Origin of the sequence: Pseudomonas sp. WS 5412, assembly GCF_012985615.1 — a bacterium.
GTDB classification, from domain to species: Bacteria; Pseudomonadota; Gammaproteobacteria; order Pseudomonadales; family Pseudomonadaceae; genus Aquipseudomonas; species Aquipseudomonas shahriarae.
The window spans coordinates 16371-35123 of the sequence record NZ_JAARMB010000022.1 but is presented as its reverse complement, the minus strand read 5'-3'; the positions used below and the strand labels follow the sequence as shown (position 1 = coordinate 35123).

Here is an 18753-nt window from a genome sequence, read left to right as displayed (position 1 = left end):
TAGGTCTAAGCATATAACTATAAAAATGGAGTCGTGATGATGTCTGTGGAGAGAGTGTTGATGGGTGGCGCCCTGCTGCTCATGCTCGGCAGCGCGCAGGCGCTGGAGGGCAAAAAGGTGTTCAATGAAGGTGGCGCGCAGCCTGGCGCGGCGGCTTGCATGGCGTGCCATGGCGCCGATGGCCTGGGGCTGGCGGCTGCGGGGTTTCCACGGCTGGCGGGGTTGCCGGCGGCTTACCTGAGCAAACAACTGCATGACTTTCAGAGTGGTGCGCGCAGCAACCCGGTGATGACGTCGCTGGCCAAGGCGCTTACCGATGAAGAAATCGCCGCAGTGACCCAGACGCTGGCGGCGATGCCGGCGCCGGCCGTGCAAACCGGCCATCGCAGCATGGCCCCGACCAATCCCACCGAAAAACTGGCACTGCAGGGTGCCTGGGAGCGGCAGATTCCTGCGTGCGTCAGTTGCCATGGCCCTGCAGGTGTCGGCGTGGGCGAGGCGTTCCCGCCGCTGTCCGGGCAATCTGCCGCCTACCTGGCCGCCCAGCTCAATGCCTGGCGCAGTGGCACCCGGCACAATGATCCCAATGACCTGATGGGCCATGTGGCCAAATCCCTCACGGATGACGAAGTGCAGGGGATTGCCGGTTATTTCGCCTCCTTGCCTGGCCAGGAGGTCAAGCCATGAACAACCTGTCATTTGCACCCGTGCTGGTCGCGTTGATCAGTGTGCCGGCGTTGGCCGCACCGATAGCCATGGAAGATCAGTCGCAACTGCAGGTGCCGGCTGCGGTGCCTGCCACCACGGCGTTCCAGCCACCTCAGGCAAGCGAGTTGCCCGACAATGCCTACGGCAAGTTGGTGATGCAGGGTTATGCGTTGTTCGTCGATACCAAGCGCCTGGCGCCGCAGTTTGTCGGCAACGGTCTCAATTGCAGCAACTGCCACCTGGATCAGGGGCGCCTGGCCAACTCCTCGCCGCTGTGGGGGGCTTACCCGATGTACCCGGCCTATCGAAAAAAGAATGACAAGGTCAACTCCTTCGCCGAACGCTTGCAGGGTTGCTTCCAGTTCAGCATGGACGGCGGCACGCCACCGGCAGCCGACAGCCCTGAGATTGCCGCGCTGTCGACCTACGCTTACTGGCTGGCGAGCAAGGCGCCGCTGGGCGTGGAGTTGCCTGGGCGTGGTTACCCTGATGTGCCACAACCGGCCAAAGGCTACAACCTGGCGCAAGGGGCCGAGGTGTACAAGGCACAGTGTGCGGTGTGCCATGGCGGCGAGGGGCAGGGGCAGAAGGTCGGTGATAGCTACGTGATGCCACCGTTGTGGGGCAAGGACTCCTATAACTGGGGCGCCGGTATGCACCGGATCAACACGGCGGCCTCCTTTATCAAGCACAACATGCCGCTGGGCAAGGGCGGTAGCTTGAGCGACCAGCAGGCCTGGGACGTGGCGGCCTACGTCAACCGCCATGAGCGCCCCCAGGATCCGCGCCTGGTGGACGGCTCGGTGGAGAAGACCCGCGTCAAGTTCCACGCCAATGATGGCGTGAATCTGTACGGGCAAACGGTTGATGGCGTACTGATTGGCCAAGGCATCCGTTAAACTATCCGCCGACCACAAAAAATGCCGCTCAAACCCCGGGGTTTGAGCGGCATTGTCATTCTGGAAAGCAATTATGAAACGTGAACGCGTCAGAGAGCGGCATGCAGAGGGTCACATCTCTGCGACCCATGTGATTCAAAATCCGGCCAATTCGGGGGAGTGGATTGTATTTTTCAAGAAAAGCGGCGGGCGCAGCTTTTTCCTGGTGGATGACCAGGACGAGGTCGAATCCTTTGCGAAACTGGATGACCTGATCGATACCATTCGTAGCCTGGGCATCAAGTTCGCCGAGATTCACATGTAACCGCCCGGGGTTACTTGCAGACCACCACCACACTGCGGCCCTTGAAATTGCCCACGTCCACGCCCAGGGTCTTGTCGCTGTCCTGCAAGGCCGGCGTGCCTTCGGTACCGACGATGCGGTAACCGGTGCCTGCGCAGGATGCATCGGCTTTTTCATAGCAACTGGCCCAAGAGTTGGCCTCGCCCGAGCAGTCGATGGTCAGGCCTTGTTCGCCATTTTTCAGATAGATATCAGATGTGGTGGTGCAGCCGGCAAGCGCCAGTACCGAGATCAGTGCCAGGATTTTGTTCATGAGTTGGGTCGTCGTCGAGGGTGTTGGAGGGGCGCTGACACTGTCGTGGGGCGTTGGCGCGAGAGTATAGCGAACTGCCACTTAATGCGCAGTCTCAGAAACAAAGTCTGCGACTGCGCCCCCGCGATGTGTCCGGCCCTGGCCTTCTGCGTGTGTCATGGCACACCCATCACGAGTACACCGCTGCCGCTGACGGGGCCTGGGGTGGGCAGGGATCCGGCTCGCCGGACGAGGGTAAACGTCACATCGTCGCCGCCCACGCTATTGGTAATACTGGACAGGAAGGCGCCGCCGACCTGGACGGCCGTTGCGCTCCTTACGAGTGCCGTGCCGACATCCGGGTTGCTCATCAGCAGTAGCCTGGAGTCGAACGATGACGGCGTACCTTTGTAGGTAATGGTGATCGGCGTGGTGATCCCCGGGTCCGGGCACGCGTAGGTGAGTCGGCGGTCACGGCGAACGGTGGTTGTCAGCGGGTCGGTGCCGATTGCCCTTTGGTGTACATCGCCGAAGTCGATCTCGATCGGGTTGTTATTGTTGATCGTGCAGGTTGACGGGGAAATGGTGAAGTCGTTGGCGGCGGTATAAGTGACCGTGAGTTGCGGTCGGGTGCCGTCGAAATTGTTCGAGCTGGTGAGGCGCAACAGGCCGAGGGTGTCTCCTGTGCGCACATCAATCGGATTGGAGGGATCGTTACGCACCAGAATATAGGGGGTGATATTGATCGGGTAGCCGATCCCGTTGTTGGGCATGGTGGCCACGCGGATACCCGCCGGAACCGGCGTATCGAGGAAGCTGCCATTGATGCGCAAACCGCTCCTTTCCCGGGTGAATTTGGGGCCGGACGTCCAGGGTGTTCCCGAGGCATTCCCGGTTGCCCAGTAATCCTCCCCCCAAACGGGGCCTGCGCCGGCGGTAAACCGACATTCGAGCCGGGCGCCCTCCATCAGAATCCTCACGCGATCTGTATCGAGCCGTACGTCTACTGGGACGGTCAGGTGGGTCACCCGCGCCCACTCCCCACCATTGATCCGACAATCGACAGCCAGCGCGGCCGAACTAACGCTAATCAGCAGGAGAAGCACCATGGCTTTATATAGTCGTTTCATCTTGATCTCTCGTTGCTTCTCTACGCAGGCGCTGTCCAGCGAACAATCAGTCGCTGTAAACCTGCTTGGCCTGAAAGCCTATGGGTATCAATCGGTTTTTTGAGTCTACGAACTACGGGTAGTCCAGGGTAAAAGTAGAGGTCGCGGTGTAGGCGCCATGGCCAATGCTCTGGTCCCTGATGGCATTCGGCTCACCCTGGACATAGGCTTTGAGCTCAATAACGTTGCTGCCATTACGCAACACCTGTTCGTCGCTGACTGTATTCAGAGGCAATGGCTTTTGGCTCGGTGTCTCGATACCGATGCCAATGCCTGAGGCACCACTCCCTGCGTCCAGCGCGAGCAATCCGGGCAGCGCCGGGTTTTCCCTGCCGCCGAACGTGATGGTGACCGTGTTGCTGATCGAGGTGTTGCAATCTTCCAGGTGCAGCTTGAAACCCCGACCCTGGGAGCGGGTGTTGATGTAGAGATGCTTGCTGGTCAGGTCCCAGAGCTCCAATGTGATGGCCTCGTCGCCTGGACGGATAGTGCAGGCCTCTTCCACCAGGTTGCCCTTCAAGCGCAGGTTGTCCGCCGCTTGCCCCTCGGGGGTCAGGCCGGTGGTCAGCAGTAAGGCCAACCCTGCACTTGGCCAGCCCTTGTAAATCGTTTCGTGTCCCATGGACGGATCTCCTACTCGTATTCGGCCAGCAACGTAGCCACCGCCGTAAACTGTGCAGGGGACAGCGTGGTGCCTGGCTGTTTGACGGGAACAACCTCCAATGCCGGCGGTGACGACAGGCTGATGTCCAGCGGTGTGTTGAGTGGAAACGGCTGGTCATTCTGGAAAATCCGGATCCCCAGTGCAGGCACATTGGTTTGCAATGCGGCGCCGTCAAACCCTGTCGCCGTGCCCCTGATACTCAACTTAAGCTCCCACGGCAGCGTGGCGGGGGCACAATTGATGGTGTAGCCGAGCCCGCGACGGTACTTCACTCCGTCGACCCGCTTGACCCCGACATCCCCAAAATCGACTTCAATGCTATTGCCTGCGTTGATCGTGCAGGGCGGCGGCTCGTTCAGCGTGCCGCTGAATGTCAGGTTGGCCAGCGCATTGCTGCAAAGGCCGATGGAACACAAGGCGAGCAATGCTCGCTGCTGGCAACGGGTCATTGATCGCTCCTTTTCATTGGTACTCGATGACAAGGGTGGCGGCGGCATCAAACACCCCTCCTGTCAGACTGCTGCCCGCGCGTTTGACAGGCACGGCCTGCACGATCGGAAAGTTTGGATAGGTAAACCTCACAGCCGTATTCAGCGGCCAGTCGGCGTCATTCACGAACAGCTTTACCCCAAGGTCGGCCTTGCGGGTGCCGAGCACGCGACTGTCAAACGCCGCTCCGGTGCCCTTGAGTTCCAGGGTCATCGCGTTGCTGAAGGGCGAGTCGCATATCACGGTGTAAGGCACGCTTCGACGATAATTGACCCCGTCAACCCGTGATGTCAGGAGGTTATTGCCAAACGGCACATCGAGCGTGCTCCCACTGTTGATGACACACGGCGGCGGGGCGATGATTTGTGCCCGGATGATCAGATTGGTATCGGCCGACACTGCTTGGCCTGCCGCCCACACCAGGGCGCCGGTAAGAACGGCCTGCGCGCCGATTGACTTAGCCATTGTTTTGCCCTTAGTCATAATTGAGCCTGAAATCCACTACGGCGCGAAATGCCCCGCTGGTCAGTGGTGCAGAGGTGCGCGTAGGCTGAACATTCCAGGTCCGGGTGCTGCTGCCCAATGCCAGAAACAGTGGTTCGCCCCTGGAGCCCAGCCGTACATCCCGCCCCACGTCATCGGTCAGGCGCAGGCCCATCCCGGTGATGCCTTGTACTTTGACCAGCCGCGGATCATCGTCATCGGCAGGGGCGACAAACGTCACCGACAGCACCGGTTGAAAGGCACTCCACGCCAGGTTCCCCGTACGTTCGCTACGGATGCTGCCGGCGGTGCGTTGGCAATCGGTAAAATGCAGCTGGAATGCCACAGCTGTTGCCTGGTCGCCCGGCCGCTGCAATTGGCTGGTGGACACGGCGCCCAGGTCAATCGTCTGGTGCAGTGACGTCATCTCCAGGCTGCAAGGGGTCTCATGCATGGCCCCGTTAATGTTCAGCAGCCCATTCATGCCCTCGATATCATCCTCGGCGTGTGCGCCCCCCACCAAGGCAAAGGCCAGCAACAGGCCGCCCAAGACCTTCCCATTGTGCGACTTCATGATGTTCTCCCGCGGCAGGCGCTACTCATTTGGGCGGTGGGGTTTGTGAGCTGACCTTGCAGGTTTCACCACTGCAAGTGAAAGCCAGCAGTGGGCGACCACCGTAGTCGTTGACGTAGGAGAAGTAGGGCGTAGTACCGAGTGTGTCGGCCGATGGCCCCAGCGTCAGCGCGCCTTTGGGCGGTACCATCACCGGCTCGAAGCCCGGTACGGTTTTGCCGTCCCTGCTGCTGCGCGCATCCACCAGGGTCACGTAGTAAGGCGTTGGGTTATTCACCTGATAACTGGCGCCTATGCGGGTCAGGGTCAGCTTTTCCTGCCAGGGGGTGGATAGGTCTTGCTGGCTCGGCGCAATGGCCTGCGGCCGGTAGAACAGTTTGATTCGGGTCTGCAGGGCGATTTGCAGGGTATTGGATTTATCACTGCGCGGCGGGATCTCCCTCAAATTGAAGTAGTAGACCGTCTCGCGATCCTGCGGCAGCATTTTTGCCGCCGGCAATGCCTGAACTTTCACCTGGCTCTGTTTCCCCGGCTCCAAGCGCTGAACCGGCGGTAACACGATCAGGGGAGTGGTGATTTTCGTGCCCGCTTCATCCTCGATCCAGCCCTGGGCCAAATACGGCAATTGGGTGTTGTTATTGGTGATGTTCACGCTGGTGGCCTGTTTGCCGCCATCAAAAATCACTCGGGTGCGGTCCAGGCCGATCGCGGCATTTACACTCGGGCTCAAGCCCATTGCCAGCAGGGCGAAGGCCGGAAGAGGGAGGCGCGTCTTGAGCGTCATGAGGATGTGTTCTCCTTATCGGTAGGCTGCCCGCTCAGTACCGGCGGCACGGGCAAGGATTGATCAGTGGCGGTCTTGCGGCAGCTCAATTGCAGGGCATCGGTCAAGCCATCAGCAGGCAAAACGACAGGGAGCGTGAGGATGCACTGCTCGGCACCTCCCCAACTGACGGCCATCTGCCCGCCGGCCTGTATACCGCTCAGATAGACATGGCCGTCGTCATTCACAATCCCGGTATCCTGCTGTTTCATGTTCTTGACCTGCGCGCCGAACGGCGGTGAGTTGCCATCTTCCAGGCGAAGAACCGCCATGGCTTTCTCGCCGGCAATCACGTCCAGTGAGCGGTAGCCGATAGCCCCTTCGGTCAGTGTCAGTTGCGTCACCGATTGAGTGGCTTCGACATTGTTCGGCAGGCTCTCCAGGTCGACGCTGGCCGCCGTACGCTGATAGCTGCTGATATCCGAGATAACCGCCTTGCCAAAGGCATTGCTGCGGCTCGGGCTGCCGTAACCCCGCACAGGCACATCAGGTACGCCGCCGGTGTCGACCATCAGGCGGGTTCCGCCCGTGCTGTTGGTCCGGTGCAGCGCAGCGCCGTGAGACGTAAGCGTGCCACCGCCGCGCGCAGACACACCGAGGCTGCTGTTACCGGATTGTTGGCTGGCGCTGAGGTCGATATCGGCCTGATCGCCCATGTGGGTCAGGTAGCCGCTGGCAGAGCTATCGCTTGCACGGAGTTGGTAGCTATTGCGCGCATCAAGGCGATCACTGAAGCGCGACGAAAAACTGTTATCGCCCGCGGCCCGGTAGGCATCCAGCGATAGCGTGCCGGTGCGCCCCAGCGGCAGGCTGACCGTCAGCGCCGCACCGTTATCCTTGTAGCTGTATTCCAGGGTGCGATAGATGTTCAGGGACAGGCTCATGTTTCTCACGGTGCCCACATTGAAATAACGTGACACGGACAGGTTCCAGCGCTGCGTGTGTGGCCGGTCCCAATAGGTTTGTTTGTTGTAACTGGCGTAGACCGTGGCCCCAAGGTCGCGAAACTGCTTATTCACCGTGGCCGTATAAAGGGCCTTGCTCCCGCCGATAGGCTTCCAGTCATCAATGCGTTCACCGTCCTCGTTGTACCCCCCGCGCCCGCCGAGTTCGCCGTTCAAGCCGTAATGCCGAGCGTTGAGGTATTCACTCATGCTCAGGAAGCCCTTCTCGGAAAACCGGTAGCCGGCGAAGGTTATCTGGCTGTCGTACTGCTCAAAGTGCTTGGAGTATTGGAGGCGGTAGGATTTACCCGCGAGCCGCTCATTCCAGACGGTTGCCTGGGACTGGGTGACATCCAGCGACAGGGCCCCGAACGCGAGCAGGTCACGCCCAGCGCCGACGGACAGCGCATGGTAGTTGTTATCCGTGATCCCGCCGCCAAACAGCGACCAGCCGTTGCTGACCCCCCAGGAGAACTCGCCGGTCCCGAAAAAATCACCGTCACCGTTGTACTGGAGGTTGGACGGTCGTCCCGTTGCCAGCTTGTAGCGAACCTGGCCGGGGCGTGTCAGGTAGGGAACACCCGCCGTATCTAGCTGGAAGCTGTGGACCGAGCCGTCCTGTTCTTCCACCCGCACATCCAGCGAACCGGACACGGCATCGTTAAGGTCCTGAATGCGAAAGGGGCCTGCCGCGACCAGGGTTTCATACAGCACACGGCCTTGCTGGCTGACGACGACTTTTGCATTGGTTTTCGCCACTCCGACGACTTCCGGAGCGTAGCCACGCAAGTTGGGGGGCAGTTGGTTTTCATCCGAACTGAGTGCGGCGCCGGTAAAGCGGAAACTGTCGAACAGGTCCGAATACAGGTAGTTCTCTCCAACCACGAGGCGCGACTTCAGCGCAGGAATTGCGCGATAGGCGTAGTAGCGCGTCCAGTCCAGTTTCTGGTCCTTGGCTTCGCCCTCACGGCGTCTCTCGAAACGCCCCTGCCAGTCTGCCCTGAAGCGCCAGGCCCCGGCGTTCGCGCCGAGCGTTCCGTTCCCACTCAGGTTGTTGCGGTTGCCGCGATTGTTTTGATAGTTGGACTGCGCGGTGATGCTGTAGTCCGCCAACAGCCCCGGCACACCTTCATCCCAGCGCGAGGGCGGATCCCAATTGATGTCGCTGTATTCGAGATAAGCCTGGGGGAGGTTGATAGTCAGCGTCGAGGTGGCCAGATCCCCACTCACTTCCATGCCTGGCAGCCCTTGGATCTCCAGGCACTGCCCGTTATTCCACCAGGTGAGTTTTGCCGCGCCGGACGCCTTGAGGCCAAGCTGTTCGACGAGATCGGGGGACAAACAGGCCTGGCTGCCCTTGGGATCATTATCGGGGGGATAGAACACCACCGACTGCTCAGCAATAGGCTGGGCATTGACCTGCACCACCATTGAGTAGGTGCCGGGCAGAATAAACCCGCTGCGCGCAAATCGGGACAAGTCAATATTGGTGCGATCATTCAGATCAAGAACATCCGTATTGAACTCGATATCCCCGCTGGCCATTGCAGTTCCAGCCAGTGACATCAACCCGCTAAATAGGCCTGGACGCAGCGAATATTTGACCTTCGACGTATTCAACATGAAAAAGCGACTCATCAATGTTCAAAAATATTCCAGCTTGAACTGCACGGCGGCACCGTGAGCGCCAGGCATCAGCGGCAGCCCGTTGCCGACCAGGCGAAGCGTGTAGTGCAGTGTCATGTCGCCTTCTGCCAACGGCAGCAACGGCATCGGCTCACCCGGAATGCTCTCCTGGCCGGCCGCATCCCAAATATGCAGGGCGACCCCCTGTGAACCACCAAAGGCAGCAAAGGAGCGACCGTCTCTATCGCGGGCACCGTCAAAGGTCACTTGCAGGTGCTGCCAATCCGGCAGGTTCACATCCGGGCGTGACGGGTCAGGGCGGGTCAAGGAGCAATTGACCAGGCGCAACTGGAAGGGGTGAGGTTCACCTATCGCACTGCGCAGCAGCCGGCCTATGGGCTCGGGTGGCATCTCGATGGTTTGATCGGCACTGACCAGTTCCAGCCCGCAAGCGGAGTCAATGACTTCTCCTCCCAGGGTGACTAACCCCTCACCTTGCGCCGCCGCATTCGCGAAAACGCAGGGGCTGATCAACACCGTCAATGAAGAGGCAATGGCGAAACTCAGGAATGTTTTCACCTGTATCTCCCGTCAGAGTCCCCCGCCACCCGAAGTGGCGGGGGCCGTACTTACTGATAGGCCAGGGTGAAATTGGTCACCGCGCTGAAATCACCAGGCACGATCGTGCCGGTGGCCGCACCTTGTACATAGGCACCAAACTCCAGGGTGTTGTTACCGACGGCAATGGCTTGCGGGGTCGTTGCGACACCCAGCTCAATGGGCTGGCTGCCATGGGTCATCATGATGCCGATACCGCCCGCGCTACCCACTGTGCCCAACCCGCCCGGGACAACGCTTGAGGGCGCGCCCGTGAATGTAGTCGTCACCGTATTATCAGTCAGGCCTGCCAGGTCGCAGCCTTCAAGTTCAATCAGAACGCGCCGGGCTTCAGATTTCCCCCCTGTCTGCAATTGATGTTTGGCGATCGCGCCAAGATGAACAGTTTGATCTACGGAGTCAGGCTTAATAGAACAAGCACCCGAGTGGACCGACCCTTCGAACGTAACTGTCCCATCTGCCGCATGAGCGGCAGAGATCGCGCCAGCAAATAGTCCGATAGTTAGCAGTGCAGTTTTAAAATTATTTTTCATTTGCAGATACCTACAGAGTAAGTGTTGTTGAGAAGTCCGGCCGCAACTGTGCGTAGGACCTATTAAAAAGCGGTTATGAAGTGTGCAGTTAAGTGTCCAGGTTTCAGTGCTTTGGATTTCTCCTCTTCTCTTGAGGTATCGAAAGCTTGCGATTGAGTTCGCCGCTTTATAGGCGCAGTCCAGGGTCGTGCGGCAAGCCGGAACGGTCCGGCCAGTCGGCTCTTTGCCTCAGCGGAGGCTCGCAGAAAACTCAGCCCGGGTGCGGTTGAGTTGGTGTTCAGCGAAGTCCTGATTTTCCAACTATTTGTATTGCGCTTCGGGAGAACATTCGAGGCGGGGCAATTATTAGGCTACTAGTTTTAGTAAGGAAGTCGTCCGGTTCCCTTGCTTGCGTAGTCTTTTAGTGGTGGGGCATATAGGAAAGTTATGGCCGTTTTTCAATAATCGAGAAATGACCGTAAGACTTGGACTACATTTGGTTTGGCGAGGGGGCGAGTTGCTATAAAAATAGGTTGGCAAGTGTTTGGAGGCAATAGTGTATGTTGAGGAGAGCGAACTAATTTTCCCTCTCCTGAGTGAGTGCGTCGGCTCTGCCAGGGCGCAGATACAGGCAATGCAATGGGATGGCTGTTGTCAAACAAAAAAGCCCCGATCATCGGGGCTTTTTATGTGCAATCGTAGGGGCTTATTTCCCCTTTGGTCTTTTGCTCGATGCGTGACCGGCTTCGTCCACAAACACTTCGGCTACTGCAATAGCCTGGCTTTCGGTGGCGAATGCCCCGGCGACGCTGTCTCCGTGAAAATTGATCAGGTGCCAGCCGTCTGCTCGCTTAGTGATCAGGTAGCCGTTTACGCCTTTGGGTTCTGACATCGATTAACAATCTCGTGGTCTGGTTCAAGCGGGCTATGATAACGCCAAACGCGCAGGGCAAGCGCAAGTTGTTGCAGGTCAGTGCTCTGCACCCAAAAGCGTGCTAAAACAACCGAAGGCCTTTTAAGTAGCGGGGCACGGTTGGTTTGAGCTTGCCGTTGGTAGGGCCAATTGCAGGATCGGTGGAACTAACGCCGACATTTTTTCTCTATGTTGACATCGCAACGCCAGCAGCGCCCATTGTAAGGTGGCTGCGGCCTGATTAGACTGCGCCGAATTTCGTACGCACAGCCCTTATTAAGGACTTTTATGATCAAGAAATGCTTGTTCCCAGCAGCCGGTTACGGTACTCGCTTCCTGCCAGCGACCAAGGCCATGCCTAAAGAAATGCTGCCGGTGGTAAACAAGCCACTGATCCAGTACGGCGTCGAAGAGGCACTGGATGCCGGCCTCAACGAAATCTCCATCGTCACCGGCCGTGGCAAGCGCGCACTGGAAGACCACTTCGATATCAGCTACGAGCTGGAAAACCAGATCAAGGGCACTGACAAGGAAAAATACCTGGTCGGTATCCGCAAGCTGCTCGACGAGTGCTCGTTCTCCTACACCCGTCAAACCCAGATGAAAGGCCTTGGCCACGCGATCCTTACCGGTCGCCCACTGATCGGTGACGAACCGTTTGCCGTGGTCCTGGCGGACGACCTGTGCGTCAACCTGGAAGGCGACGGCGTCTTGACCCAGATGGTCAAGCTCTATCAGAAGTACCGCTGCACCATCGTTGCGGTGCAGGAAGTCGACCCTGCGGAAACCAACAAGTACGGGGTGATCGCCGGTGATGACATCGGTGATGGCCTGATCCGCGTTCGCGACATGGTCGAGAAGCCGGCGCCGGAAGATGCTCCGTCGAACCTGGCAATCATTGGTCGCTACATCCTGACCCCGGATATCTTCAAGCTGATCGAAGAAACCGAGCCAGGCAAGGGCGGCGAAATCCAGATTACCGATGCTTTGCTGAAACAGGCCAAAGACGGTTGCGTGATTGCCTACAAGTTCAAGGGCCGTCGTTTTGACTGCGGTGGCGCTGAAGGCTACATCGAGGCGACCAACTTCTGCTACGAGCACTTCTACAAGACTGGCAAGGCTTACTGATTAAGCATTGCCTGTTGAGTCTCAAGAAAGCCACCTTCGGGTGGCTTTCTGGTTTTTTGGGCGCAAGCGGGTATCCTGATGCCCTGCCGAGGAGAGTGAAATGGCCTACGATTTTGATCTTTATGTGATTGGCGCCGGTTCCGGTGGTGTACGGGCGGCGCGTTTCGCCGCAGGTTTTGGCGCGAAGGTGGCCGTGGCGGAAAGCCGCTACCTGGGCGGTACCTGTGTCAACGTTGGCTGCGTGCCGAAAAAACTGTTGGTGTATGGCGCGCACTTTGCCGAAGACTTCGAACAAGCCAGCGGCTTTGGCTGGTCCTTGGGCGAGGCGAACTTTGATTGGGCGACATTGATCGCCAACAAGGATCGCGAGATCAATCGCCTCAACGGTATTTACCGTAACTTGCTGGTGAACAGCGGGGTGACCCTGCACGAAGGCCATGCGCGTCTGACCGGCCCCCACGAGGTCGAGATCAACGGCGAGCGCTTCACGGCCAAGCACATCTTGATCGCCACGGGCGGCTGGCCGCAGATCCCCGAGATTCCGGGGCATGAGCATGCCATTGGTTCCAATGAGGCGTTCTTCCTGAAGCAACTGCCCAAGCGCGTACTGGTGGTGGGTGGTGGTTATATCGCGGTGGAATTTGCCGGGATTTTCCATGGTCTGGGCGCGCAGACGTCGTTGCTGTATCGCGGCGATCTGTTCCTGCGTGGCTTCGATGGCGCGGTGCGCAAGCACTTGCAGGAAGAGCTGACCAAGCGTGGCCTGGACCTGCAGTTCAACGCTGATATCGCACGTATCGACAAGCAGGCCGATGGCAGCCTCAAGGCCACCCTGAAAGACGGTCGTGTATTGGAAGCCGATTGCGTGTTCTACGCCACGGGCCGGCGCCCGATGCTGGATAACCTGGGCCTGGAGCACACCGGGGTCAAGCTGGACAAGCGGGGCTTTGTCGAGGTTGACGATCTGTACCAGACCGCCGAGTCGTCGATCCTGGCCATTGGCGACGTGATTGGTCGCGTGCAACTGACACCCGTGGCATTGGCCGAAGGCATGGCGGTGGCGCGGCGTCTATTCAAGCCTGAGCAGTACCGCCCGGTGGATTACGCGATGATCCCCACGGCAGTGTTCAGCCTGCCGAATATCGGTACCGTGGGCCTGAGCGAAGAGCAGGCGCGGGCCGATGGGCATAACGTGCAGGTTTTCGAAAGCCGCTTCCGGCCGATGAAACTGACCCTGACGGAGTGCCAGGAGCGCACGCTGATGAAGCTGGTGGTCGATGCCGATACCGACAAGGTGCTGGGTTGCCACATGGTCGGGCCGGATGCGGGCGAGATTGTCCAGGGCCTGGCGATCGCCCTCAAGGCGGGGGCGACCAAGCAGCATTTCGACGAGACCATCGGCGTGCACCCGACGGCGGCGGAAGAGTTTGTCACCATGCGCACGCCTGTCGCTGGCTGATCAGGTATTCCCTGTTGCCTCTGGCGCCGTTGCAACGACGGCGGCCAGGCGCAGCGCCTCAATGGTGGCCTGGGCCTTGAGCAGCTCCAGTTCCAGGGTTTTGCGGCTGTGCTGCTGCTCGGCCAGGGCCTCCTGCCGTGCCTGGTTGTCCAGCACGGCAACCCGCAGACGCTCCTGGAGCAGGGTGCGCTCGCTATCAATCAGGCTTACCTGTTCGCTCAGCTTGAGTTGCTGGGCCTGATCCTTGCGGCTTTGCTCTTGCAGAGTCGCCAACTCCTTCGCCGTGACCCGGTGCTCAATCAATAGCCGTTCATTGTCACGGTGCAACTGGGTGATTTCGTCCTGGCGCACCATGGCGCTCTGCTGGGCCTGACGCAGTTCGGCCTGCAGTTGCTGCAGTTGGCCTTCGTGGCGGCGTTGTTCCTGTTCGCGTTGGTCTTTGATCGCAGTGCGGTAGTGCTCAAGGGCGTCGCGGGCGTGCAGGTGTTTGTCTTCCAGCGAGCGAATCTGTTCGTCCTTGTCCGCGAGTCGTAGCTCGTAGTCGCTGCACGCCTGGCTGAGTCCGGCGTTACGGGTTTGCTCGGTTTGCAGGCTGGTGCTGGCGGTCTGCAGGGCTGCGCTTTCTTCCGCCAGGGCGGCGGCCTGAATATCAAATTGCTGCTGGAGCTGGTTGTGGGCTGCGGTCAGTGCCTCTGCCTGGGTGAGCAGGGCGGTTTTCTGCTGCTCGAACTGCGCCAGGGCCTGGTCGATGGGTTCCTGAGCCTTCTCTTTCAAGCGCTGGGCCAGGCGTGCGACCAGCTCGCCAAGCTCATCGTCGATGGGCGCCTCGGTAATGGCGAGGCGGGTTTCGCTCTCGTCCAGCTCCTTTAAATAGCGGTGGATGGTGGTTTTCGAGCCGGTATTGCCCATTTCGATGCGTACCGCATCAATGCTGGGGTTTTCGCCGCGGGCGAGGATTGCCAGGCGTGCCGTTTGAACTACTGCTTTATTGATGCCGCCGCGAGCCATGGGGTCTCCGTCGATTTAGTACTGTGGTATGTATTATGTAAATACATACTGTATCACGAATAAAAATGCCTTTAAATTGATGATTTTACAGATGGGATATTGGCGTATTATCCCGTGTGATGACCCATTTGACGCAGATTCACCCCCTATGCCCGTACACCAACCCCTTGGCGATAGCGCTATGAGTGAACTTGATCGTTACCTGAACGCCGCCACCCGCGATAACACCCGACGCAGCTATCGCGCCGCCATCGAGCACTTTGAAGTGAGTTGGGGTGGCTTCCTGCCCGCCACCAGCGACAGCGTGGCCCGTTATCTGGTGGCTTACGCCGGGGTGTTGTCGGTCAATACCCTGAAATTGCGCTTGTCGGCGCTGGCGCAATGGCATTCCAGCCAGGGTTTCCCGGACCCGACCAAAGCGCCGGTGGTGCGCAAGGTGCTCAAGGGCATCCGCGCGGTGCACCCGGCCCAGGAAAAACAGGCCGAGCCCTTGCAGCTCCAGCACCTGGAGCAGGTGGTCAATTGGCTTGAGCGCGAAGCTGAGCAGGCGCGGACAGAGGGCGATCGGCCGCGCTGGCTGCGCGCCAAGCGCGACGCGGCCTTGATCCTGCTGGGCTTCTGGCGTGGTTTTCGCAGTGATGAGCTGTGTCGGCTGCAGATCGAGCATGTGCAGGCGGTACCAGGCGCGGGCATCACCCTGTACTTGCCGCGCAGCAAGAGTGACCGCGAGAACCTCGGCCAGACCTATCAAACCCCGGCACTGCTGCGCTTGTGCCCGGTGCAGGCCTATACCGAATGGCTGAGTGCCTCGGCCCTGGTGCGCGGCCCGGTGTTTCGCGGGATCGATCGTTGGGGCAACCTGGGCGAGGAGGGGTTGCACGCCAATAGCGTGATCCCGCTGCTGCGCCAGGCCCTCGGGCGCGCGGGCATTGCTGCCGAGCAGTACACCAGCCACTCCTTGCGCCGGGGCTTCGCCACCTGGGCCCATCGCAGCGGTTGGGATTTGAAGTCGTTGATGAGTTACGTCGGCTGGAAGGACATGAAGTCCGCCATGCGCTATGTTGAAGCGACGCCCTTTCTTGGCATGACTCAGGCCCGCGATCCGCTGCTTTAAGATTTCTTCTATTAATACAGCTGGTTGATAGCCAAAACCAATCGGCGGCATCAGGTTTGGCAATGAGCCATCGGCGATGAGACTGGGTAGGATTCACCCATCAACTTACTAACCCCTGACGGAGAGTCAACGATGCCTATCATCAACAGCCAAGTAAAACCGTTCAAAGCCACCGCTTACAAAAACGGCAACTTCGTAGACGTGTCGGACGCTGACCTGAAAGGCAAGTGGTCTGTCGTGTTCTTCTACCCAGCCGACTTCACCTTCGTCTGCCCAACCGAACTGGAAGACCTGGCTGACAACTACGCCGAATTCCAGAAGCTGGGCGTCGAGATCTACAGCGTGTCCACCGACACCCACTTTGCCCACGCTGCCTGGCACAACACTTCGCCAGCCATCGGCAAAATCCAGTACACCATGATCGGCGACCCAACCCTGACCATCTCCCGCAACTTCGACGTGCTGATCGAAGAAGCTGGCCTGGCAGACCGTGGCACCTTCGTGATCAACCCTGAAGGCCAGATCAAGATCGTTGAACTGAACGACGGCGGTGTTGGCCGTGACGCTTCCGAGCTGCTGCGCAAAATCAAGGCCGCCCAGTACGTCGCTGCCCACCCAGGCGAAGTGTGCCCAGCCAAGTGGAAAGAAGGCGAGGCTACCCTGGCTCCGTCCCTGGACCTGGTCGGCAAGATCTAAGTCTGTGAAGTATCAAGGGCGGATTGCCGCACCTTAAGTAAGCCGCACCGCCCTCAAAAACGCCCGGGCGAGATTCGCTCGGGCGTTTTTTTTACCGAATTGATTTGAAATAGGAAATCGCCCGTATGTTGGACGCCAATCTTAAAGCTCAGTTGAAGTCATACCTGGAGCGGGTCACCCAGCCGATCGAGATCGTTGCCTCCCTCGACGACGGTGCGAAATCCCAGGAAATGCTTGCTCTTTTGCAGGACGTAACCAGCCTCACCACGCTGATTACCCTGAAAACCGATGGCAATGATGGGCGCAAGCCGTCGTTCTCCATCAACCGCCCGGGTGCCGATATCAGCCTGCGTTTTGCCGGCATCCCCATGGGTCATGAATTCACTTCGTTGGTGCTGGCCCTGCTGCAAGTCGGTGGCCACCCGTCGAAGGCCAGTGTCGAAGTGATTGAACAGATTCGCAGCCTTAAAGGTGAGTTCAACTTCGAGACTTACTTCTCGCTGTCCTGCCAGAACTGCCCGGACGTGGTCCAGGCGCTGAACCTGATGGCCGTGCTCAACCCCAATATCCGCCACGTGGCCATTGATGGCGCACTGTTCCAGGCGGAAGTCGACGAGCGCCAGGTCATGGCGGTGCCCAGCGTCTACCTCAACGGCGTGAACTTCGGCCAGGGCCGCATGGGGCTGGAAGAAATCCTCGCCAAGCTCGACACCAGCGGTATCGAAAAGGCCGCCGAGAAAATCAGCGCCAAGGACGCGTTCGATGTGCTGGTCGTCGGTGGTGGCCCGGCCGGTTCTGCCGCCGCGATCTACGCCGCGCGTAAAGGTATTCGTACCGGTGTGGCCGCCGAACGTTTTGGTGGGCAAGTACTGGACACCATGTCCATCGAGAACTTTATCTCGGTGCAGGAAACCGAAGGCCCGAAACTCGCCAGCGCCCTGGAAGCCCACGTGCGTCAGTACGACGTGGACATCATGAGCCTGCAGCGCGCCAGCAGCCTGATCCCGGCGAAAAATCCCGGTGAGTTGCATGAAATTCGCTTTGAAAGCGGTGCGACCCTCAAGTCCAAGACGGTGATCCTGGCCACCGGTGCCCGCTGGCGCGAAATGGGGGTGCCGGGCGAGCAGGAATACAAGGCCAAGGGTGTGTGCTTCTGCCCGCACTGCGATGGTCCGCTGTTCAAGGGCAAGCGCGTGGCGGTGATCGGTGGCGGTAACTCCGGCGTTGAAGCAGCCATCGACCTGGCCGGTATTGTCAGCCACGTGACCTTGCTGGAGTTCGACAGCAAGTTGCGCGCCGACGCCGTATTGCAGCGCAAGCTCTACAGCCTGGCGAACGTTGACGTGATCACCAGTGCGCTGACCAGTGAAGTCAAAGGTGATGGCCAGAAGGTTACTGGCCTGGCGTACAAAGACCGCGATACCGGCGAGTTCAAGACCGTCGACCTGGAAGGTATCTTTGTACAGATCGGCCTGTTGCCTAACACCGATTGGCTCAAGGGCACCGTGGAGCTGTCGCCCCGTGGCGAGATCATTGTCGATGCCCGTGGCGAGACCTCACTGCCCGGCGTGTTTGCCGCCGGTGACGTCACCACCGTGCCCTACAAACAGATCGTGATTGCGGTGGGCGAGGGCGCCAAGGCTTCCCTGAGTGCTTTTGATTACCTGATCCGAGCGTAAGGCCCGATACTAAAAAACCCATGAGTGATCATGGGTTTTTTGTGGGTGTTGCTTTTGTGGGAGCTGGCCTGCGAGGCAGGCGACTCGGCGTGACCGTTACACCACGGTGATACGCTCCTACAGGGGCAACAAACCGGTTTACAGCGGCGCTGGCTGAATGATCTCAACCCAGTACGCATCCGGATCCTTGATAAACGCCAGGCTTTTCATCCGCCCATCGGTCAGGCGCTTCTGGAAATCACAGCCCAGGGCTTCAAAGCGCTCGCAGGCCGCGACGATATCCGGCACCGAAATGCAGATATGGCCAAAACCGCGCGGGTCGGTGTTGCCATTGTGGTAGGCGAAGTCGGCATCGTTTTCGGTGCCGTGGTTGTGGGTCAGTTCCAGGATGCCCGGGATCGACTTCATCCACTGGGTGCGCGCGGCGGCATCGGCCGGAATCTGCGCCTTGTCGACCAGGGCGAGGAAGTACAGGCTGAATTCGGCTTCCGGGAAGTCGCGTTTTTCAACCAGGGAAAAGCCCAGGACGCGGGTATAGAAGTCCAGGGACTTAGTGATGTCCTTGACCCGCAGCATGGTGTGGTTGAACACGAAGTTCGAAGTGGCGGTGTCGGGTTGGGCGGTGACGCCCGGGAAGGTGTTCAATTCGTGCAGGCTCATGGGCCCTCCAGA

The 18753-nt window shown here is 59.3% G+C and carries 21 protein-coding genes; 8 read left to right on the top strand and 13 right to left on the bottom strand.

The window, feature by feature from the left end; genetic code table 11:
- Positions 1-36 precede the first annotated feature (36 nt).
- From HBR94_RS23575 to HBR94_RS23565, 3 genes are all read left to right on the top strand, one after another.
- Complete coding sequence (locus HBR94_RS23575; RefSeq protein ID WP_169960849.1) at positions 37-687, top strand: c-type cytochrome; 651 nt, start codon at positions 37-39, stop codon at positions 685-687.
- Positions 684-1607 carry a c-type cytochrome gene (locus tag HBR94_RS23570; protein ID WP_057440047.1) on the top strand — a complete coding sequence of 308 codons (924 nt, stop codon included), beginning with the start codon at positions 684-686 and terminating at the stop codon, positions 1605-1607. Before HBR94_RS23575 ends, HBR94_RS23570 begins: the two co-directional genes overlap by 4 nt.
- A 73-nt stretch (positions 1608-1680) precedes the next feature.
- Entirely contained in the window at positions 1681-1911 is a 231-nt protein-coding gene (locus tag HBR94_RS23565; protein WP_057440048.1) for a hypothetical protein, read from the top strand.
- A 10-nt stretch (positions 1912-1921) separates the two neighbouring features.
- Here the strand turns inward: HBR94_RS23565 and HBR94_RS23560 are convergent, their stop codons facing one another.
- From HBR94_RS23560 to HBR94_RS23510, 11 genes are all read right to left on the bottom strand, one after another.
- Positions 1922-2203, bottom strand: a complete 282-nt coding sequence (locus tag HBR94_RS23560; RefSeq protein WP_057440049.1) for a hypothetical protein — start codon at positions 2201-2203, stop codon at positions 1922-1924.
- 155 nt (positions 2204-2358) lie between these two features.
- Positions 2359-3312 (bottom strand): fimbrial protein, encoded by a 954-nt coding sequence (locus tag HBR94_RS23555; RefSeq protein ID WP_170045632.1) that lies wholly within the window; start codon positions 3310-3312, stop codon positions 2359-2361.
- Between the two features lie 112 nt (positions 3313-3424).
- A complete protein-coding gene (locus HBR94_RS23550) occupies positions 3425-3973 on the bottom strand; it encodes a fimbrial protein (protein ID WP_170045631.1) in 549 nt (182 codons plus the stop codon).
- 11 nt (positions 3974-3984) lie between these two features.
- On the bottom strand, positions 3985-4464 hold the full coding sequence (locus tag HBR94_RS23545; protein WP_057959605.1) for a fimbrial protein: 480 nt from the start codon (positions 4462-4464) through the stop codon (positions 3985-3987).
- Between the two features lie 13 nt (positions 4465-4477).
- Entirely contained in the window at positions 4478-4969 is a 492-nt protein-coding gene (locus HBR94_RS23540) for a fimbrial protein (RefSeq protein ID WP_170045630.1), read from the bottom strand.
- 10 nt (positions 4970-4979) lie between these two features.
- Entirely contained in the window at positions 4980-5561 is a 582-nt protein-coding gene (locus HBR94_RS23535) for a fimbrial protein (protein WP_057959607.1), read from the bottom strand.
- 25 nt (positions 5562-5586) lie between these two features.
- Positions 5587-6345, bottom strand: coding sequence for a fimbria/pilus periplasmic chaperone (locus HBR94_RS23530; protein ID WP_169960844.1), 759 nt, complete (start codon positions 6343-6345; stop codon positions 5587-5589).
- Entirely contained in the window at positions 6342-8951 is a 2610-nt protein-coding gene (locus HBR94_RS23525) for an outer membrane usher protein (protein ID WP_170045629.1), read from the bottom strand. The genes HBR94_RS23530 and HBR94_RS23525 overlap by 4 nt, the downstream gene beginning before the upstream one ends.
- A gap of 21 nt (positions 8952-8972) precedes the next feature.
- Positions 8973-9533 (bottom strand): fimbrial protein, encoded by a 561-nt coding sequence (locus tag HBR94_RS23520; protein WP_170045628.1) that lies wholly within the window; start codon positions 9531-9533, stop codon positions 8973-8975.
- Between the two features lie 50 nt (positions 9534-9583).
- Complete coding sequence (locus HBR94_RS23515; protein ID WP_169960843.1) at positions 9584-10105, bottom strand: fimbrial protein; 522 nt, start codon at positions 10103-10105, stop codon at positions 9584-9586.
- 685 nt (positions 10106-10790) lie between these two features.
- Positions 10791-10976, bottom strand: coding sequence for a hypothetical protein (locus tag HBR94_RS23510; RefSeq protein WP_029294643.1), 186 nt, complete (start codon positions 10974-10976; stop codon positions 10791-10793).
- Between the two features lie 309 nt (positions 10977-11285).
- On the opposite strand from HBR94_RS23510, the gene galU reads away from it, so the two are divergent.
- Both galU and gorA read left to right on the top strand, forming a co-directional pair.
- Positions 11286-12125 carry a UTP--glucose-1-phosphate uridylyltransferase GalU gene (gene galU / locus HBR94_RS23505; protein WP_057440057.1) on the top strand — a complete coding sequence of 280 codons (840 nt, stop codon included), beginning with the start codon at positions 11286-11288 and terminating at the stop codon, positions 12123-12125.
- Between the two features lie 100 nt (positions 12126-12225).
- Entirely contained in the window at positions 12226-13584 is a 1359-nt protein-coding gene (gene gorA, locus HBR94_RS23500; protein WP_057959612.1) for a glutathione-disulfide reductase, read from the top strand.
- Here gorA and HBR94_RS23495 read toward each other — a convergent pair whose 3' ends face one another.
- Positions 13585-14592 (bottom strand): DNA-binding protein, encoded by a 1008-nt coding sequence (locus HBR94_RS23495; protein ID WP_170045627.1) that lies wholly within the window; start codon positions 14590-14592, stop codon positions 13585-13587.
- 181 nt (positions 14593-14773) lie between these two features.
- On the opposite strand from HBR94_RS23495, the gene HBR94_RS23490 reads away from it, so the two are divergent.
- The 3 genes from HBR94_RS23490 (at position 14774) to ahpF (ending at position 18081) form a co-directional block, all read left to right on the top strand.
- Positions 14774-15706, top strand: coding sequence for a site-specific integrase (locus HBR94_RS23490; protein WP_057440059.1), 933 nt, complete (start codon positions 14774-14776; stop codon positions 15704-15706).
- Positions 15707-15838: 132 nt separating this feature from the next.
- Positions 15839-16402, top strand: a complete 564-nt coding sequence (gene ahpC, locus HBR94_RS23485; RefSeq protein ID WP_010210361.1) for an alkyl hydroperoxide reductase subunit C — start codon at positions 15839-15841, stop codon at positions 16400-16402.
- Between the two features lie 125 nt (positions 16403-16527).
- Positions 16528-18081 (top strand): alkyl hydroperoxide reductase subunit F, encoded by a 1554-nt coding sequence (ahpF, locus tag HBR94_RS23480; RefSeq protein WP_170045626.1) that lies wholly within the window; start codon positions 16528-16530, stop codon positions 18079-18081.
- Between the two features lie 138 nt (positions 18082-18219).
- Here ahpF and gloA read toward each other — a convergent pair whose 3' ends face one another.
- Entirely contained in the window at positions 18220-18741 is a 522-nt protein-coding gene (gloA, locus tag HBR94_RS23475) for a lactoylglutathione lyase (RefSeq protein ID WP_057440061.1), read from the bottom strand.
- Positions 18742-18753: the final 12 nt, after the last annotated feature.

Excerpts from the sequence above, each read along its gene's own strand:
- HBR94_RS23555 (WP_170045632.1), bottom strand. The coding sequence starts at position 3,312 with ATGAAACGACTATATAAAGCCATGGTGCTTCTCCTGCTGATTAGCGTT.
- HBR94_RS23535 (WP_057959607.1), bottom strand. The coding sequence starts at position 5,561 with ATGAAGTCGCACAATGGGAAGGTCTTGGGCGGCCTGTTGCTGGCCTTT.
- ahpF (WP_170045626.1), top strand. The coding sequence starts at position 16,528 with ATGTTGGACGCCAATCTTAAAGCTCAGTTGAAGTCATACCTGGAGCGG.
- HBR94_RS23525 (WP_170045629.1), bottom strand. The coding sequence starts at position 8,951 with ATGTTGAATACGTCGAAGGTCAAATATTCGCTGCGTCCAGGCCTATTT.
- HBR94_RS23510 (WP_029294643.1), bottom strand. The coding sequence starts at position 10,976 with ATGTCAGAACCCAAAGGCGTAAACGGCTACCTGATCACTAAGCGAGCA.
- HBR94_RS23565 (WP_057440048.1), top strand. The coding sequence starts at position 1,681 with ATGAAACGTGAACGCGTCAGAGAGCGGCATGCAGAGGGTCACATCTCT.
- gloA (WP_057440061.1), bottom strand. The coding sequence starts at position 18,741 with ATGAGCCTGCACGAATTGAACACCTTCCCGGGCGTCACCGCCCAACCC.
- HBR94_RS23575 (WP_169960849.1), top strand. The coding sequence starts at position 37 with ATGATGTCTGTGGAGAGAGTGTTGATGGGTGGCGCCCTGCTGCTCATG.
- HBR94_RS23490 (WP_057440059.1), top strand. The coding sequence starts at position 14,774 with ATGAGTGAACTTGATCGTTACCTGAACGCCGCCACCCGCGATAACACC.
- galU (WP_057440057.1), top strand. The coding sequence starts at position 11,286 with ATGATCAAGAAATGCTTGTTCCCAGCAGCCGGTTACGGTACTCGCTTC.
- HBR94_RS23540 (WP_170045630.1), bottom strand. The coding sequence starts at position 4,969 with ATGGCTAAGTCAATCGGCGCGCAGGCCGTTCTTACCGGCGCCCTGGTG.
- HBR94_RS23515 (WP_169960843.1), bottom strand. The coding sequence starts at position 10,105 with ATGAAAAATAATTTTAAAACTGCACTGCTAACTATCGGACTATTTGCT.
- HBR94_RS23570 (WP_057440047.1), top strand. The coding sequence starts at position 684 with ATGAACAACCTGTCATTTGCACCCGTGCTGGTCGCGTTGATCAGTGTG.
- HBR94_RS23545 (WP_057959605.1), bottom strand. The coding sequence starts at position 4,464 with ATGACCCGTTGCCAGCAGCGAGCATTGCTCGCCTTGTGTTCCATCGGC.
- HBR94_RS23560 (WP_057440049.1), bottom strand. The coding sequence starts at position 2,203 with ATGAACAAAATCCTGGCACTGATCTCGGTACTGGCGCTTGCCGGCTGC.
- HBR94_RS23550 (WP_170045631.1), bottom strand. The coding sequence starts at position 3,973 with ATGGGACACGAAACGATTTACAAGGGCTGGCCAAGTGCAGGGTTGGCC.
- HBR94_RS23495 (WP_170045627.1), bottom strand. The coding sequence starts at position 14,592 with ATGGCTCGCGGCGGCATCAATAAAGCAGTAGTTCAAACGGCACGCCTG.
- HBR94_RS23530 (WP_169960844.1), bottom strand. The coding sequence starts at position 6,345 with ATGACGCTCAAGACGCGCCTCCCTCTTCCGGCCTTCGCCCTGCTGGCA.
- gorA (WP_057959612.1), top strand. The coding sequence starts at position 12,226 with ATGGCCTACGATTTTGATCTTTATGTGATTGGCGCCGGTTCCGGTGGT.
- ahpC (WP_010210361.1), top strand. The coding sequence starts at position 15,839 with ATGCCTATCATCAACAGCCAAGTAAAACCGTTCAAAGCCACCGCTTAC.